A 16,224-nucleotide genomic window follows, 5' to 3' on the forward strand; every position below is an offset into this window, starting at 1 on the left:
AGAGGGATCAATGAATATCTTCCGAATACCTAAATGGATACGCCAACTCCTCATTCTTCCATTACTCCTTGTACTCTTTGGCTGCACACAGAAATTCAATGATGTTTCAGCAACCGTCCAAGAAGCCTACGGTAACTACATTGATGTAGAGATGACACCAGAAGAAATCAATGCTATTCCATATGCCAGTGCCTATTTGAAACTTGGAAATCAGAAGCAGGTGTTTGTCGTTTTAGCTTTCGCGGAACGAAATCCGCAAAATGGAAAAACACAATTGAAATGGGTAAGCGCCGATAAAGCCATGATCGTTACAGAAAATGGGCACATCGTCAAAACGATTGGACTACAGAGTGGCGACTTAGCGGGTGTTTACGGTGACGTTCCAGATTTTTCTTTAGACTCAACCTCTGTCAACTACGCACTCTCATACGATTGGGCAACACAATACCGTTATGGCTTTCCTGCAAACATAACGCGTTCTTACTCAGGCCAAGAAACGTTAACAACACCTATTTCTAGCACTATGACCAACGTATATAAAGAAGCTGTTGAGTTTAGAAGTCTTTCTCAATCGGTCGAAAACTACTATTGGGTCAATGAACAGGGTCAGGTCGTTAAAACCTTGCAACACCTAGGGCCAAATATGATTCCGGTTGAGTTAACTATTTTGAAGGGATATAGCAAATCATGAGCAAGCAACTACTCACATTATTCGGTTTGGTCATGCCGCTTTTGAGCATGCCTAGCTTCGCTCAAACAGAAACCTCTGCTATGCAACCATTAAATGTTGAATTGCTAGAAGCAGGCAAACGGCTACAATTTCAAGGGACGGCTCGTTTAGAAAGTGTGTTAGCACTTGCTAGGGAGCAAAGCGTCTCTCTGCAATATTCTCTTGGTACCACTTTGTTTGATAAATCGGAACACGCCGAGAAAACCTCTACCGCTTTAAAGAACTCGGTGCTCAATCAAATGATTCAACACAATTTGGTCGCACATCCATTCTACAAGTTCATTCAGAAGCAAAGCTTTGCACCACGCTTACTGTCTGCGATCGATGTTGATAAAATTCGACTAGATAAAATCGACAACCCACTGTTGAGCGGCGATTACCTGCTCGCTAGCCCTCTACGCGAAGAAAAAGTGTATTACTTAGGAAACCTAAGTAGCGTGTATTCCGTTAAGGCGCAAGCAGGCATCCCTTTGCAAAGACAAATAGAGAATTTGAAAAATAACATTGGTGCGTTATCAACACAGCCAGTGTTGATCTACCCAGATGGTCACGTAGTTAAGCCGCATCACGGAGCTTGGTTAACGACACAATATTACTTACCACCTCTGACATTGGTATATATTCCGTTTGGTAATCTTGAATACTCCGAAATGGACCAAGATATTGTCCGTCTACTCACTCAATTGATACCAAATTCCACAAAGAGACCACAATGATGCCAATTAGAAAAAGCTTAACCCTTTCTTTAATGGGCCCAGCATTGGTTTGGGCTCAAGACATGCCCTTTGAGGCCCCCTCTTTACAACCTTCTCAATCTGACTTTGGTGGTGTTGGCTTAATGCAGATGCCAACCGGACGTATGGCTCCTGAAGGGGAATTCAACTTTTCGGTAACAGGTAGTGATGAGTACCTTTTTTACAATGTAACTCTGCAACTCATGCCTTGGTTAGAAACAACCATCCGTTACACTCAAGTTAAGGACCTGCCTTACTCATCATCCTTCCCCGATGTTGATAATGAATACACAGACAAAGGGATAGATTTTAAATTTAGATTATGGGAAGAATCTGAATACATACCAGAAATCGCCCTGGGAGTACGAGACTTTGCTGGTACCGGCCTTTTTGATGCTGAGTTTATTGCAGCGACAAAACGATATTCTAATTCGAAATTAGGTACTTTTGATTTTACTTTGGGTATGGGTTGGGGCTACTTGGGAACCAGAGACAATATAACCAATCCATTTTGCAAAGCATCAGACAAATTCTGTGAACGTTCTGAAGAGTTTCTTGATTCTGGAGGAACAACTAATTTTGACAGAGCTTTCAAAGGGCCTGCGGCTTTATTTGGTGGTATAGAGTTCCAGACGTTGCACGCTCCTTTACGATTTAAAGTTGAGTACGACAGCAATGATTATTCTACAGACTATGCAGTTGTGGGGGCAGATGTTGATATGAAGCCCCACACACCATGGAACTTTGGTGTCCTCTACCGTCTAGGCATGGCCGATTTTCGTTTAAGTTATGAACGCGGCGATACTTTAGTAGCAGGCTTAACGCTAAACACTAATTTCAATGACATGCCATCATTCTGGCGAGATACACCAACACCAGAAATCGAAGATAGCCAGCCTGAAGAACTGTCTGATGTTGATTGGGAACGTGTAACAGAAGATTTAGACAAAATTGCTGGTTACCAAAACACGCGTATTTATGTTGATGACAATACAGTAACTGTCGTTGGTGAGCAGAAAAAGTATCGTGATCGCAATGAAGCTCATGAAAAAGCAGCGGCAGTCCTTTACAACGAAGTGCCAGACAACATTGATACCTTTACTATCAATGAACGCAGTCGTGGTCTGATCGGCGATCAAACGGTTATCTCCAAAGAGAAATATCGCGACTTTGCCCAAGTTAATTACATCAATCCGAAAATAGAAGATGCAACCTCAAGGGCTACTACTCAGCCAATGGGAGAATCTGTCTACGATGGTTTTGAACGTTTTGATTGGGGCTTTGCACCTAAACTAGTTCAAACTCTCGGAAACGCTGAAGATTTCTATCTCTTTAGTGTAGGGCTAAGCGGTAATGCCTCATATTGGCTGACGGACAACCTTGAAATTGGCGGTTCGTTATACTGGGATTGGTATAACAACTACGATAAGTTTATTTATGTCACTCCACCTGATGGCACTACTGTTCCTCGTGTTCGCACCATGTTCCGCGCTTACCAAAATGAACATGCTGTAACCATGTCAAACTTACAATTGACTTGGTTCCAAGAGTATTCCGATACGATGGATCAGCAATTCTACGCGGGCTATCTGGAGAGTATGTTTGCTGGAGTCGGTACCGAGTTTCTTTACCGTCCACAAGGAGCTAACTGGGCGATTGGCGCTGACGTCAACGTAATTTCTCAACGTGATCCACAAAGTTACTTCGGTGTTTACGATGAGAAATGGCAAAACGTGCCAGAATATGGACGTCCGTTCCAAGTTATTGATAAAGGCTTCACTGGTTTTGTATCTGGTTACTACTACCCTCAATGGGAATTCCTACAAGATTTGATGATCCAATTCGATGTTGGTCAGTTCCTAGCTGGTGATGTTGGTACACAAATCAACGTTTCTAAGCAGTTCAAGAGTGGCGTAATTGCTGGTGCCTTTGCGTCATTTACAGACTTGTCTGCGGATGAATTTGGTGAAGGTAGCTTTACCAAAGGTTTCTACTTGTCGATTCCATTTGACATCATGACCGTTAAGCCAAGCAACAATCGTGCGAACTTTAGTTGGCAGCCTCTTACTCGTGACGGAGGACAGAAACTCGGACGTAAATACAGCTTGATTGAGTTGACCGATGAGCGAAATCCTTGGTATCAAAGGCCTAACCGTTCGGATGTGGAATAATAAAGTAATCAAGGGAGCTGCGGCTCCCTTTTTCATATCTAGATACAGAGTCATAGAAGACTCAAACCTATCTTCCTGCTTCCAATAGCGCTACTTTTCGTTTCTTGCTAGAATTCCTGAGAAAATTTTAATCTATGGTGGAAGTTCTATGATCATCGTAACTGGTGGCGCTGGCATGATCGGCAGCAACATTGTTAAAGCACTAAACGAAGCTGGTATTAACGATATCCTGGTTGTCGACAACCTAAAAAATGGCAAAAAGTTTAAGAACTTAGTTGATCTGGACATCACAGATTACATGGATCGTGACGACTTTCTGACCCAAATTATGGCGGGCGATGATTTTGGTCCGATTGAGGCAATTTTCCACGAAGGTGCTTGCTCTGCAACGACTGAGTGGGATGGTAAGTACATGATGCTAAACAATTACGAGTACTCTAAAGAGCTGCTGCATTACTGTTTAGATCGCGAGATTCCATTCCTATACGCTTCTTCCGCAGCCACTTACGGCGATACCGATACTTTCGTTGAAGAACGCGAATACGAAGGCGCACTGAATGTATACGGTTACTCGAAACAGCAGTTTGATAACTACGTTCGTCGCCTATGGCAAGACGCTGAAGAGCATGGTGAGACCCTTTCTCAAATCACCGGCTTCCGCTACTTCAACGTCTATGGCCCACGTGAAGACCACAAAGGTAGCATGGCATCAGTTGCGTTCCACCTAAACAACCAACTTAACGCAGGTGAAAATCCTAAATTGTTCGCGGGCAGCGAATCATTCAAACGCGACTTCGTTTACGTTGGTGATGTATGTAAAGTAAACCTGTGGTTCTTAGAAAACGGCGTATCAGGTATTTTTAACTGTGGTACTGGCCGTGCTGAATCTTTTGAAGAGGTAGCAAAAGCAGTTATCAAGCATCATGGCAAAGGCCAAATTGAAACCATCCCATTCCCTGAACACCTAAAAGGCGCTTACCAAGAATTCACACAAGCGGATCTGACCAAACTGCGCACCGCAGGTTGTGATGTTGAATTCAAGACAGTTGCAGAAGGCGTTGCCGAATACTTGACTATCCAAAACAGTTAAGCACCACAAGGTGGTAGAACCATAACCTGCCACCTTTACTCAAGTGCAATAGCCTGTATCATTCCTAACTATCTTTTTCTCATTTAAACCACTTCGCCCACACACGAATAGGTAACTAGACACGCCATGACCATAAAACGTGATGACTTCGACCCTAAAGCATATAACCCTGAGTTTAAGCGCCACTTTCTGTCGCCTAAGTACTGGGGCACGTGGTTAGGTGTTATCTTATTTTTACCGTTATCATTAATGCCTCTGGGTTTACAAAAGTGGTTAGCGAAAACCATAGCCAAAAAACTGTGTAAATCCCACAAAGGTCCAGCTCACCGAGCGAGGGTTAACTTTGAGCTGTGTTTTCCGGAAAAGTCGTTCCAAGAACGTGAAACTTTGATAGAAAAAACACTCTACACAGCAGCCATGTTCTTTTTTCGCTTCGGGTTACTAAGTTTACGCTCACCAAAATGGCTTCAGAACCGTTGCCAAATTCGCGGCCTAGACATTTTACGACAGCACATTGATAACAACGAAAATGTGATTTTAATGGTTCCCCACTCTTGGGCAATTGATGTGCCTGCTATCTTGCTCGCTTCAATGGGAATGCCAGTTTCTGCAATGGCGAAGAAACAAAAGAATGATGTTGCTGACTGGCTGATGCACAAGCAAAGAGTCCAATACGGTGGCCGTGTTTATGAACGCTCAGGTGGCATTAAGCCTTTTCTGAAATCCATTCGAGATGGCTATGTAGGGTATTATCTACCTGATCAAGATCACGGCCCAGAGCATAGTGTGTTTGTGGATTTTTTTGCAACACGTAAAGCAACGCTACCTGGTTTAGGCAAAATTGCGAAACTATCACGCTCAAAAGTACTGCCTCTATTTGCGTCGATGAACACTGAAGATGGTACGTTTGATATTGAGATTTTACCAGCGTTTGAGCTGGATAAAGGCGAAGAGCAAGACGCTCGTACCTGTAATGAAGCCATTGAATATTTTGTCGGTGATAAACCCGAACAATATATGTGGGTACTACAGTTGCTGCACTCTCAAGAAGACGGCAATAACTATTACAATTTGTTTAAACCAAGATATAACAGCGACTGGAAAGTGCAGTGAAAGTATTTGTCGTAAGCTTGGCTCGATCACTAGATCGCCGAGAACGTATTGAAGAAAAGTTAAAACAACAAGGCATTACGTTTGAATTTTTTGATGCAGTAGATGGCTCTGTTGACCGTTTTCTTCATTCAGAAAAAAGTCGTCCAACCATTACTCTACGCCGCAAAGGGTATCAATTAAAAACCAGTGAAGTCGCCTGTTTTGCAAGCCATTACGAGTTGTGGGTTCGATGTGTTGAGCTTGATGAACCGATCGTCATCTTAGAAGACAACGTCGACCCCGTAGAAGGGCTGAAGCAAGTACTCGAACATACCCTTCCATTGACTTCTAATTATGACTACATCAAATTGTCTGCCACTCAGAAGCGTGTATTCACCCCAATCGTACCTATTGATGATAATCATATGCTAGGGGGATACTCAGCAGGCACTTGTGGTACCACCGCTTATATCGTCACACCTAAAGCAGCATCAAAGTTTGTTATGCATGCTCAAAAGTTTATTGAACCAGTCGATGACTACATGGAAAAACCATGGAGACATGGTGTTCAAGTTTACAGCGTGTCTCCAGATCTCTTTACTAGAGCAGAGATTGCTTCGACGATTGGTGGTAAAAGAAAAGATAAATCCAAAATGACTCTTGCGAATAAAATATACGCTGAACTTTTTAGAACTTATGAGTCAATTTTGAAATTCCTATACTGGAAAAACAAAGCATGAAGATTTTAGTCATTGGCCCTGCATGGGTCGGCGATATGGTAATGTCGCAATCGTTATATATCGTATTAAAGCAACGCCATCCAGATAGCCAAATTGACGTTATCGCTCCAGGATGGTGTAAACCGATTCTTGAGCGTATGCCAGAAATCCATCAAGCGATTGAAATGCCTATCGGTCATGGTGAGTTTAACTTATTAGGCCGCAGGGAAATTGGCAAATCGTTACGTGAAAAGCAATATGACCACGCCTATATCTTGCCTAAATCAGCGAAATCGGCACTGATCCCATGGTTTGCCAACATTCCTCTTCGTACTGGCTGGAAAGGAGAAATGCGCTATGGTTTATTGAATGATTTACGCCCTAACATGAAGTCTTTTCAGTACATGGTAGAGCGCTATGTAGCGTTAGCTTATCCAAAAGCAGAAATGGTGGATTCTAACTCTCTCGGCGGGCTTGAAACCTTGCCTCGCCCACGCCTTGAAATCAACGCGGCAGAGCAACAAGCCACGATCAAAAAGTTCAACTTAGCCCAAGACCTACCAATTATCGGACTGTGCCCAGGAGCAGAGTTTGGTCCTGCCAAAAAATGGCCCGAAACACACTACGCTGAAGTTGCGACACAAATGGCTCGTTCTGGGCATCAAATCTGGTTGTTTGGTTCTCAAAAGGACTTAGAGACTTGTAACAATATTCGCGCACTTGTTCCGACGCAATTCCATGAGCACATTCATGTTCTGGCAGGCCAAACCAGCTTAATTGAAGCGGTCGACCTACTTGCTGCATGTAAGACTGTTGTCGCGAATGACTCAGGCTTAATGCATGTGGCAGCTGCGGTTGGTTGTAATGTTGTTGCAGTGTATGGCTCAACTTCACCGAAGTACACCCCCCCACTCGCAGAAAAAGTGGAGATTGTTCATACCGATATTGATTGTCGCCCTTGTTTCCAGCGTGAATGTCAATACAAACACCTTAAGTGTTTGACAGAACTTTCGCCTAAGCAAGTGCTAGATAGTATCCAAAAACTTGACGCCATTACGATAAGCTCATGTTAGTTCGTATTGTTTATACCTTACTACTCGCCCTAGCGTCACCGCTGCTTTTATTTGGTTTGTACAAGAGCAAACCAAATAAGCCTCAGTTTGGCTCTCGCTGGAAAGAGCACTTTGGCATAACTCCCAAGCTAAAAAGCAACGACAAACCTATTTGGATACATGCCGTATCTGTTGGTGAAAGCATAGCAGCAACACCTTTAATTAAAGCCCTTAAGGAACAAAACCCCGAACAATCTATTCTAGTTACTACAACAACAAGTACCGGAGCTGAACAGATTGCTAAGTTGGGTGATTTAATTGAACACCGCTATATGCCAATTGACTTTGGTTTTGCTATCAAAGGTTTTCTTAAATCAGTACAACCAAAACAAATGTTGATCATTGAGACTGAGCTGTGGCCAAACACGCTTCACCATGTTTACAAAGCGGGTATCCCTATAACAGTCGTGAATGCTCGCCTATCTGAAAAATCGTGTCAGAACTACGCCAAAATACAGCGGCTTTTTAACCAGCTTCATCCATGCCTAACTCAAGTACTCTGCCAAACGGATTCAGATGCAGAGCGCTTCGAACGCTTAGGCGTTGAGAAAAAGAAACTATCCGTTACTGGCTCGATTAAGTTCGATATTCAAATATCAGAGCAAGTGAAACAGCAAGGACAGCAGCTTCGAGCCCAACTTGGAAACGATCGTCCGATTTGGATTGCAGCTAGCACCCACAAAGGCGAGGACGAACAGGTATTAGATGCACATAGACAAGTTTTAAAATCTCATCCAAATGCATTACTTATTTTGGTTCCTCGCCATCCGGAACGATTTGATGATGTGTTTGCACTTTGCCAACAGCAAGGCTTTAACACTGTGCGTCGTACTTCAACGCATGCAGTAGAGACGAATACTCAAGTATATCTCGGCGATACAATGGGTGAGATGCTAACGTTGATTGGCGCAGCGGACATCTGCTTTATGGGGGGAAGCCTAATTGGAGATAAGGTTGGTGGGCACAATGTATTGGAGCCTGCTGCTTTGGGTGTCCCTATTATCAATGGTCCAAGCTTCTTTAACTTCAAAGAAATCGTACATGAAATGAAGCAGAACAACCTCATCAAAATTGTGAAAAATGAGGATGAACTGGCAAGAGCTATCGTGGCTCTAATTAAAGACGTCGCAGTTCATGAGCACATCACGTCAGAGCTTGCTCATTTTATGTTAGCAAACTCAGGCTCCTTACAACGTACCACCACAGCCACCTCTTCTATCTAAAAAAGCCGAGTATTAACTCGGCTTTATTTTAAGCTTTAGTTTTAAACCAACGCTTTATTTTCTTTAGGTAATGTTTTTTCGATTTTTTCAGATATATACTTAAAAAGCATATCCAATACTTATAGCGATAGATCTTGTTCAAACCAAGAATACGGATTTTATATTGCTCAAACTCTCGGTCTTCTGCCGTTGGGTCTTTTGCTTGCTGGAGACTCCAAGAGCCCTCATGCATGCTACGATAAACCGACATTTTTTCAGGGAGGTACCAGGCGCCTTGCTCGATACTATTGATAATCTGCAACACAGAGTGCTCGCCATAAAGCTTGAAAAAGTCTTCATGTTGATAAATTAGGTCAAAAAACGGCTCTTTTCTAATAAACATCGATGCCATAGGCATAGTGTCTCCGCCCTTCTTAATGACGTACTGATAAGGTATTTTCTTTTCTAAATCGCCTTGGTATCCGTATTTCTTGTCAACCAACTGGTCTTTTAGCAAAGTCAAAGAAGGATGAAAACAAGCATTAATATCCTTATGGTTTGCCAAAGCTTCAAGCTGTTTTTGAAGCTTGTTGTCATCAACCCAATAGTCATCACCTTCACAAAAAGCGATGAACTCCCCATCAACATGAGGCAACATGTTAAAAAGTACAGCTGATGACCCTTTAGAGTATATATTCTCCTCTGGATAAATTCTCTTTATTTGGCATTTCCCAGAATACTCATTAAAAACTCTATCGATAATTTTTCGACTATTGTCAGGAGAACAATCATCATGTATAAGCAACTCGTATTCAAAGTCTACTGTCTGATTAAGTATAGATAAAAGTGTCTGCTCAATATATTTTTCGTGATTATAGCAAGTACAAATAACCGAGACTTTGGTGGACATTTTATTCCTCTGTCTTCTATTTTATTTAATTAAGAAGAGTTATATCTTTTTAGCAGGATTACCTAGAACGGTGGTATTTGACCTCACTTTGGTAAATACGACAGCTCCCATGCCAACTGTCGCATCATCTGCTACTTTAACTTTAGGGTGGATAGTTGCTCCGGAGCCAATCAATACTCTCTCACCAATTTCTACATGACCATTGATGGTATTGCTTCCTAGTAAAGAGGTATAGCGACCAATTTTGACATCATGTCCAATAGCACAATTACAGTTGATGAGCGAAAAGTCACCAATAGCTGCACCAGGAGAGATGCTGCAGTTTGGGTTAATAATTACACCTTCACCTATTAAAGAGAATGGGCTCAACACAACACTAGGGTGAATAAATGAGATAGCATTACCGCCTTTATCTTTTAGCATTTCGGCAATACTAGCGCGAGCATAACCTTCCCCTCCAAATGCCAAAATAAAATCAAACTGTTCAAGATCATCTAGCATGGAGATTGATTTTACTTCGTGGCCATAAAATGTTGTTCCTGATACAAAATATTCGTCAGTCACACAAAAACACAAGAAACGTTCACGAATATCATTTACATCTTGTATCCAGCTGTACACTTCCGCAGCTAGACCACTAGCTCCAAATATAATAATTGGATTAGACATTATTTACCCCTGCTCAATCTCGGTTTTTTCAACGTGTATTTTTAACAAGCCAAACTCATCATTTATCACGATGCTATTTTCGCTACTATTTACAGATTTATCGCTTGGTTCATCAATAAACTGATAAGCACGTACAGAGTATCTATCACCATCATTATCAATTAGAGCCTTAGGAAAAACTTTAAATGGTCCATAATCTAATGCTCTCAATATGCGATAGTTCTCAAGCGTTGATTGTTTTATATCTAGCCAGCCATTTCCGGGGATATCTTTGGACAGATACAGATAGTCGTATCTCAATGGCTGTTTAGTCAAGCAAGGAGTACTGCCTGTTTGCAACAATTCATCAATTACGTTTGAAAAGGCTTCTAATCCGGCATGCATACATTTATGAGCGACCTGATATGCTTTGTCATGCTTATCAACTAATACGTCGGAAAAAGCAATAGCCTCACCAGTGTCTACACCTTCATCAACATAATGCCAAGTGACACCGGTTTTTTCTAATTGATGAAAAATAGCCCAACTAGGTGCGTTTCTTCCTCGTAAATTTGGTAAAAGTGCATTATGAAAATTGATAATAGTTACATTCTTTAAAGTCAGTAACTTCCCTTTAAAAAGGTAGTTATTATTCGCACTGATGATTAATGTATTACCAGACAGCCACCTGAGTAACGAAGACTCGATATCTTCTTTCGTATGCTTAAATTGATATGCGACGTCGTGTTTTTGAGCAAATGACTCAAGAGTAGAAAAAGGTTGCATCTCTGTCTGTAACAATTTCAGCGTCACATCATATTGAAGAAGCTTGGAAGCAACGTCTTGAGCTATCTTACCAAAACCGATCACGATTACGGTTTCAAACTTTAATTTAGACACTGCGCCCTCCATCAATCACAAGATCTAAACCAGTCACCCAGCGAGACGCTCTGCTACTCAAAAAATAACAGGCCTCTGCAACATCTTCAGGTTTGCCTAAACCTAAAGGATATAGGTTATGTAACTTTTCAAGTGCTGCTTCGCCCAAATCAACCGCTACATCTTTTGTGTGCTTGGTCTCAACCCATCCAGGCGAAACGGTATTTACTCTGATTTTACGCGGAGCTAATTCTCTAGCCATTGATTTACTTGCAGAAATCAAAGCCCCTTTTGCTGCAGAATAAGCAACTAATCCTGGCTCACCAACGAAATGGGCAATGCTAGAAATCAGTGTAATACTTCTATCCTGAGACTTATCTGAATATAAAGCGTTCGAAAAAAGCTGGCAAAGGATCAAGTGACTATTTACGTTCGTTTGCATAGTCAAAAGAAGCTCTTCATCCGATACTAACTTCAACGGCAAGATTTTATGGTAGCCCGCAGCACAGATAAGATCTGTAACTTTACCTTGCTCAGTAACGATCTTTTTCAGCAGCGGTTTTAATGATGAAGGAGACTTCAAATCCCAAACATAAGCGGCTGAGGAATCTTTTCCTAAAGATTCCTCAGCGGTTTTAAGGCTCTCTTCATTACGTCCAAGAAGGATCACAAAGTTTCCCTTTTGAACATGTTTGTGAGCAATACTCAAGCCAATGTCTGAAGTCGCTCCTGTGATAAGAACTTTTCTTTTCATCGAAATTACTGAGGAAGTAGCTCGAGCAATTGACCCACAGTTTTTCGTTCGATTAAATCACCGTGTCCAATTTCTACTTGATATTCATCTGCGAATAAAGTGATAAGAGATAATTGGGCTAAAGAGTCCCACTCTTCCGTTTCTTGATATTCAAAATCAGGAGTTAGCTCTTCTACTTCCAACTCTAGGATCTTCAGCTAGTTCTTCCAAAAAAACAGTCATTTATACATCCAACTTAATTAGTTTACATAGTGTAAGTTCATTGACATCAATCAAGGTCGCCCCCCAACTCAGACCTACACCAAAGCCTGATAATAGTGCTTTTTTACCCTCAAAGCCCGAATTCTTCATCCAAGATGATAAAATCGACATTGGGACAGTTGCGGACGAAGAGTTACCATAAATAGTCACTACCTCTGAAGGTAACTGCTCTTCCGTTACCTTCAGTGCTGAACGGAAACGATCCAAGATAAACTTATTTGCTTGATGAAAGAAAAAGTAGTCAATCTCTTCTGGTTTTGTGTTCGTTTCAATAAACTCTTTAATAAAATTGATTACCGTTGTTTGAGTAAACGTAAAAACATCTCTACCTTGCATGACCAAATGCTCAGAACAACGCCAATTTCCTTCTTCGTCCTCAGCAAGAGCGGCAGTATCAGAGGTACAAGGGTTTACCATACCACCTGATGGGATCATTAAAGCTTTTGCTCCTTTACCATCATGTTTGATCTCAAGAGGGGCCTTCACATTTTCCGCTCTTCTTTCTATTAAAGTGATAGTAACTGCATCCCCAATAAGAGGGTATGAGTTACGATCTTTTAAAGAAACCTTACGGCTTAAAACATCACCAGCAATTAGCAACACTTTTTGCGCATCACTATTACGAACTAGGCTCGAAGCTTCAAACAAACCTCGAATATAGCCATTGCAACCATCGTTGATGTCCATGCAATAACAATCGGTTTTAAAGTCAAAAGCGCCATGTACTATCGAAGCCGTTGACGGAATTGGGTAATCAGGAGTTTGAGTTACCACCAAAATTCCATCCACATCCTGATAGTCGCACCCAAGAGTGGTTGACAGGTCCTCAAGCAAAGGAAAAATCATATCAGTGAGCGCCGTTTCTTTTGAAACAACATGATGTTGATTGTATCCCATTAGCTTCTTCAGCTTTTTAGAACTCTGCTCTGTGTGTGAGTAGTTTTTTATCTCATCATCAAAGTAAGAAATATGCTTTGGAACGGCTGCGACTATCCCTTTCAGCGAGATATTGCCAATATCACTTTTCATAAATTAACCTTGAATCGTTTTAAGATACTCACCAATAACATGCGGCGAAACAAAATTCTCAGGAACCAAACCTTCACCAGGAATTGAAATAGCTAGCTGAGCTTCGATCTCACTTACTAGGACTAACAAATCAAAAGAGTCCAACAGACCTGATTCAAAAAGTTCAGTATCTTTAGCAAACTCATGTTCTGGTTTCATTGTGGTTAAGATTGCTATAATTTTTTCACACATACTACTATTTAACCTTTACAAATTCTTGTAGTGCTTTCTCTGAAAAAGCTTTTCTATTTAACTTACCATTTGGCGTAAAAAGCATTTCTTGTACAAAGCCAATCTTGCTTGGAATCATGTACTTTGGTAAACGTTTCGTCAGTGCAACTTTAAGCTCAACTTCACTCATCGAACTACTGCATTGAACAAAAGAATAAAGCACTTTATCTTCTGATAAATAACCAACAACACACTGTTCGACAGCATCTAGCTCCATGATCTGAGACTCAATTTCACCAAGTTCTATACGATAGCCATTGTGCTTAATCTGGAAGTCTTTTCTACCAATATAATAAATTAAACCATCAACAAGTCTAACCAAGTCTCCGGTACGATAGATCATATCAATGTATTTATCTTGAAGTGGGTTTTGACAAAATACCTCTTCTGTTTTTTCTGAGTTAGCCCAATACCCAAGCGCTAAGCTAGAGCCTCGAACGCACAATTCACCTTCATCATTACGTTGGTCGTTTTCATCTAGGATTAGAATTCCTGAGTTATGGCAAGGGATCCCTATAGGTAAGCTATCCCCATCCCAGTCTGACGGCACATCATAGTAGGTGCAATCAACGGTAATTTCTGTTGGTCCGTACAAGTTAGAGTAATGAGCATTAGGATGCTTATCTAACCAGTACTTAATCGTCTTCGCTGGCATTACTTCCCCAGCAAACAATACATTCTTCAAGCATGGCAATTGAAACTGATCAAGTAACTTAAGGTTCGCAATATTTACAAGCAATGAAGGAACCCAGAAGATCGTTGTTATTGCTTTTTCTTTCAGGTATTCAAGTGTTTTCTGAGGAAAAATAAACACGCTTTCAGGAATAACATGCAATTCTGCCGCATTAGACAACGCCAAATAGATGTCTAAAGTCGAGTTATCAAAGAATAGTGGTGCTTGACTACCAATAATATCAGCCTTGCTCACTTCATAGGCTGAATTAGCCCAATCAATATAATCAATAACACTAGAATGGCAAATAGTGACACCTTTTGGTGTGCCTGTAGAGCCTGAAGTAAAAATTATATAACATGGATCTTTATCAATAACGGTTTGATTAAACTTTTCGATATCAGCCCAAATATCTTGCATAGGTAGCTTAGATGTTGGTATTTCATCGATATTAATAGTTGAAATTGGACTATCTAATTCTAATGAATTTAATAAATTTCGAGACGTTTCATCATAAAGAACAAGACAATCTTGAAGGTTAGATAAGATCTTTAATAGTCGTTCTTTAGGTGAGTTAATGTCTACGGGGCAGTAAATCCCTCCAGCCATTGTCGCAGAAAAGATCATGGAGAGTGCATTTACAGATTTTTTCGCAAACACAACAATCGGCTTGTTTAAACTTCCCTGCTGTCTTAGTTGCAATGAGATAGCATATGACTTTGCTGTACTTTCTGCATAAGTCAAAGAGTGGATCGAATCCGAAACACAAATATTTTCTGGATGTTTCATCGACGATGCTTGTAGATATTTCAGGATGCTGTTTCTCATCTTATACTCTCTTTTTGCAACCAATCATGATTTTTTAAGTATTTGTTTTATCTTGTTTACCATTGATTCACACAAATCAAAATATATAGGCAAGCATAAGATCCTTTTACTAGTCGAGCGACTAACTTCACATGGAGTTCCTTCATGACCATAACTATCGACAAGATCTAAACTTGGATAAAAGTACCTTCTTGGAAAAATGTTATTCGCTTCCAAGTTAGCCTTAGCTCTAAGTAATGACTGCTCCGAGTCAAACACGATTGGTACGTACGCACCATTAGGTTTTGAGCTATCCGACCAATATTGCATTTGGAAAACATCAGAAAGGTGGGTTTGATAACTTTGCCATAAGCCTCTTCGCTTGGTCATGATACTTTCTATATCATCTAGAACACAGTGACCCATAGCGGCTTCAAACTCATTCATCTTGGCATTGGTTCCAACACCTTCTATTGAATCCGGTCCTGTTATTCCAAAGTTAATCATAGAGCGTACTTTAGCTGCTAGCTCATCACATTGTGTAATCACAGCTCCACCCTCTATCGTGTGGAATAACTTTGTGGCATGGAAACTTAATGTACTTATATCACCGTACGTTAATACACTTTTTTTATTTAGGTCCACACCAAAAGCATGAGCGGCATCATAGATAACTTTTAGACCGTGCTTGTTTGCTATAGCTTGAATCTCATTTACTTTACATGGGTTACCAAACACGTGCACCGGTACTATTGCAGACGTTTTTTCTGTAATAAGATCTTCAATTAAATCAGGATTGATATTAAAGGTATCACTTTCAATATCACAAAAAACAGGGGTTAAATTTTCCCAATTAAGCGTGCTTGTGGTCGCAGCGAAAGAGAAAGGTGTTGTGACCACCTCTCCAGCTAGATTAAGTGCTTTGTAAGCAACTTGAAGTGCCAATGAGCCATTTGCAACCAATATAACATGCTTAACACCAAGATACTCAGCTAGTCGAGATTCTAAATCCTTAACGAGAGGACCACTATTGGTCAACCAACCGCTCTCGTACACACGATCAACATATTGTTTATACTTATCTTTTGACGGTAGATATGGTTTTGTTACAGGAACAATTTCATTGCTCATCATTTAATATCT

At 40.9% G+C, this 16,224-nt stretch carries 17 protein-coding genes; 8 read left to right on the top strand and 9 right to left on the bottom strand.

The features are described 5' to 3' along the window. Positions 1-10 precede the first annotated feature (10 nt). From UQW94_RS21430 to waaA, 8 genes are all read left to right on the top strand, one after another. The gene (locus UQW94_RS21430) at positions 11-691 is read left to right on the top strand and encodes a YjbF family lipoprotein (protein ID WP_064368922.1); all 681 of its coding nucleotides are present in this window, start codon (positions 11-13) and stop codon (positions 689-691) included. Beyond that, the gene (locus tag UQW94_RS21435) at positions 688-1,446 is read left to right on the top strand and encodes a capsule biosynthesis GfcC family protein (RefSeq protein ID WP_225473531.1); all 759 of its coding nucleotides are present in this window, start codon (positions 688-690) and stop codon (positions 1,444-1,446) included. Before UQW94_RS21430 ends, UQW94_RS21435 begins: the two co-directional genes overlap by 4 nt. Beyond that, on the top strand, positions 1,443-3,635 hold the full coding sequence (locus UQW94_RS21440; RefSeq protein WP_225473528.1) for a YjbH domain-containing protein: 2,193 nt from the start codon (positions 1,443-1,445) through the stop codon (positions 3,633-3,635). The genes UQW94_RS21435 and UQW94_RS21440 overlap by 4 nt, the downstream gene beginning before the upstream one ends. 148 nt (positions 3,636-3,783) lie before the next feature. Next, positions 3,784-4,725, top strand: a complete 942-nt coding sequence (gene rfaD, locus UQW94_RS21445; RefSeq protein WP_017634969.1) for an ADP-glyceromanno-heptose 6-epimerase — start codon at positions 3,784-3,786, stop codon at positions 4,723-4,725. Positions 4,726-4,851: 126 nt separating this feature from the next. After that, positions 4,852-5,838 (top strand): lauroyl-Kdo(2)-lipid IV(A) myristoyltransferase, encoded by a 987-nt coding sequence (gene lpxM / locus UQW94_RS21450; RefSeq protein WP_132936695.1) that lies wholly within the window; start codon positions 4,852-4,854, stop codon positions 5,836-5,838. Then, positions 5,835-6,557: a glycosyltransferase family 25 protein gene (locus UQW94_RS21455; RefSeq protein WP_186584527.1), complete on the top strand. Its 723-nt coding sequence runs from the start codon at positions 5,835-5,837 to the stop codon at positions 6,555-6,557. Before lpxM ends, UQW94_RS21455 begins: the two co-directional genes overlap by 4 nt. Further along, complete coding sequence (gene waaF, locus UQW94_RS21460; RefSeq protein ID WP_225473527.1) at positions 6,554-7,609, top strand: lipopolysaccharide heptosyltransferase II; 1,056 nt, start codon at positions 6,554-6,556, stop codon at positions 7,607-7,609. The genes UQW94_RS21455 and waaF overlap by 4 nt, the downstream gene beginning before the upstream one ends. Continuing rightward, on the top strand, positions 7,603-8,871 hold the full coding sequence (gene waaA, locus UQW94_RS21465) for a lipid IV(A) 3-deoxy-D-manno-octulosonic acid transferase (protein ID WP_225473526.1): 1,269 nt from the start codon (positions 7,603-7,605) through the stop codon (positions 8,869-8,871). Before waaF ends, waaA begins: the two co-directional genes overlap by 7 nt. Positions 8,872-8,899: 28 nt before the next feature. On the opposite strand, the gene UQW94_RS21470 is transcribed toward waaA, so the two are convergent. From UQW94_RS21470 to UQW94_RS21510, 9 genes are read right to left on the bottom strand one after another with little or no spacing between them, the layout of a single operon-like run. Further along, positions 8,900-9,760: a glycosyltransferase family 2 protein gene (locus UQW94_RS21470; RefSeq protein ID WP_225473525.1), complete on the bottom strand. Its 861-nt coding sequence runs from the start codon at positions 9,758-9,760 to the stop codon at positions 8,900-8,902. Positions 9,761-9,799: 39 nt separating this feature from the next. Next, positions 9,800-10,429 carry a NeuD/PglB/VioB family sugar acetyltransferase gene (locus UQW94_RS21475; protein WP_033905966.1) on the bottom strand — a complete coding sequence of 210 codons (630 nt, stop codon included), beginning with the start codon at positions 10,427-10,429 and terminating at the stop codon, positions 9,800-9,802. 3 nt (positions 10,430-10,432) lie between these two features. Continuing rightward, positions 10,433-11,308, bottom strand: a complete 876-nt coding sequence (locus UQW94_RS21480; RefSeq protein ID WP_198556783.1) for a formyltransferase family protein — start codon at positions 11,306-11,308, stop codon at positions 10,433-10,435. Further along, positions 11,301-12,041 carry an SDR family NAD(P)-dependent oxidoreductase gene (locus UQW94_RS21485; protein WP_033905964.1) on the bottom strand — a complete coding sequence of 247 codons (741 nt, stop codon included), beginning with the start codon at positions 12,039-12,041 and terminating at the stop codon, positions 11,301-11,303. The genes UQW94_RS21480 and UQW94_RS21485 overlap by 8 nt, the downstream gene beginning before the upstream one ends. 5 nt (positions 12,042-12,046) lie before the next feature. Further along, positions 12,047-12,223: a hypothetical protein gene (locus tag UQW94_RS21490; protein ID WP_322142546.1), complete on the bottom strand. Its 177-nt coding sequence runs from the start codon at positions 12,221-12,223 to the stop codon at positions 12,047-12,049. A gap of 40 nt (positions 12,224-12,263) precedes the next feature. Next, on the bottom strand, positions 12,264-13,331 hold the full coding sequence (locus UQW94_RS21495) for a ketoacyl-ACP synthase III (protein WP_136976548.1): 1,068 nt from the start codon (positions 13,329-13,331) through the stop codon (positions 12,264-12,266). 3 nt (positions 13,332-13,334) lie between these two features. Further along, positions 13,335-13,562, bottom strand: coding sequence for a phosphopantetheine-binding protein (locus UQW94_RS21500; RefSeq protein WP_031827230.1), 228 nt, complete (start codon positions 13,560-13,562; stop codon positions 13,335-13,337). Positions 13,563-13,566: 4 nt separating this feature from the next. Further along, positions 13,567-15,102 carry an amino acid adenylation domain-containing protein gene (locus tag UQW94_RS21505; protein WP_136976547.1) on the bottom strand — a complete coding sequence of 512 codons (1,536 nt, stop codon included), beginning with the start codon at positions 15,100-15,102 and terminating at the stop codon, positions 13,567-13,569. A 24-nt stretch (positions 15,103-15,126) separates the two neighbouring features. Continuing rightward, complete coding sequence (locus UQW94_RS21510; RefSeq protein WP_206170716.1) at positions 15,127-16,215, bottom strand: DegT/DnrJ/EryC1/StrS family aminotransferase; 1,089 nt, start codon at positions 16,213-16,215, stop codon at positions 15,127-15,129. Between the last annotated feature and the right edge of the window lie 9 nt (positions 16,216-16,224).

It is taken from the genome of Vibrio sp. PBL-C16 (assembly GCF_034321865.1).
Taxonomy (GTDB): domain Bacteria; phylum Pseudomonadota; class Gammaproteobacteria; order Enterobacterales; family Vibrionaceae; genus Vibrio; species Vibrio alginolyticus.

What these genes read in the sequence shown, in the direction of transcription:
- UQW94_RS21485 (WP_033905964.1), bottom strand. Translation starts at nt 12,041, where the DNA reads ATGAAAAGAAAAGTTCTTATCACAGGAGCGACTTCAGACATTGGCTTG.
- UQW94_RS21475 (WP_033905966.1), bottom strand. Translation starts at nt 10,429, where the DNA reads ATGTCTAATCCAATTATTATATTTGGAGCTAGTGGTCTAGCTGCGGAA.
- UQW94_RS21495 (WP_136976548.1), bottom strand. Translation starts at nt 13,331, where the DNA reads ATGAAAAGTGATATTGGCAATATCTCGCTGAAAGGGATAGTCGCAGCC.
- rfaD (WP_017634969.1), top strand. Translation starts at nt 3,784, where the DNA reads ATGATCATCGTAACTGGTGGCGCTGGCATGATCGGCAGCAACATTGTT.
- UQW94_RS21470 (WP_225473525.1), bottom strand. Translation starts at nt 9,760, where the DNA reads ATGTCCACCAAAGTCTCGGTTATTTGTACTTGCTATAATCACGAAAAA.
- UQW94_RS21430 (WP_064368922.1), top strand. Translation starts at nt 11, where the DNA reads ATGAATATCTTCCGAATACCTAAATGGATACGCCAACTCCTCATTCTT.
- waaA (WP_225473526.1), top strand. Translation starts at nt 7,603, where the DNA reads ATGTTAGTTCGTATTGTTTATACCTTACTACTCGCCCTAGCGTCACCG.
- waaF (WP_225473527.1), top strand. Translation starts at nt 6,554, where the DNA reads ATGAAGATTTTAGTCATTGGCCCTGCATGGGTCGGCGATATGGTAATG.
- UQW94_RS21440 (WP_225473528.1), top strand. Translation starts at nt 1,443, where the DNA reads ATGATGCCAATTAGAAAAAGCTTAACCCTTTCTTTAATGGGCCCAGCA.
- UQW94_RS21510 (WP_206170716.1), bottom strand. Translation starts at nt 16,215, where the DNA reads ATGATGAGCAATGAAATTGTTCCTGTAACAAAACCATATCTACCGTCA.
- UQW94_RS21500 (WP_031827230.1), bottom strand. Translation starts at nt 13,562, where the DNA reads ATGTGTGAAAAAATTATAGCAATCTTAACCACAATGAAACCAGAACAT.
- UQW94_RS21435 (WP_225473531.1), top strand. Translation starts at nt 688, where the DNA reads ATGAGCAAGCAACTACTCACATTATTCGGTTTGGTCATGCCGCTTTTG.
- UQW94_RS21505 (WP_136976547.1), bottom strand. Translation starts at nt 15,102, where the DNA reads ATGAGAAACAGCATCCTGAAATATCTACAAGCATCGTCGATGAAACAT.
- lpxM (WP_132936695.1), top strand. Translation starts at nt 4,852, where the DNA reads ATGACCATAAAACGTGATGACTTCGACCCTAAAGCATATAACCCTGAG.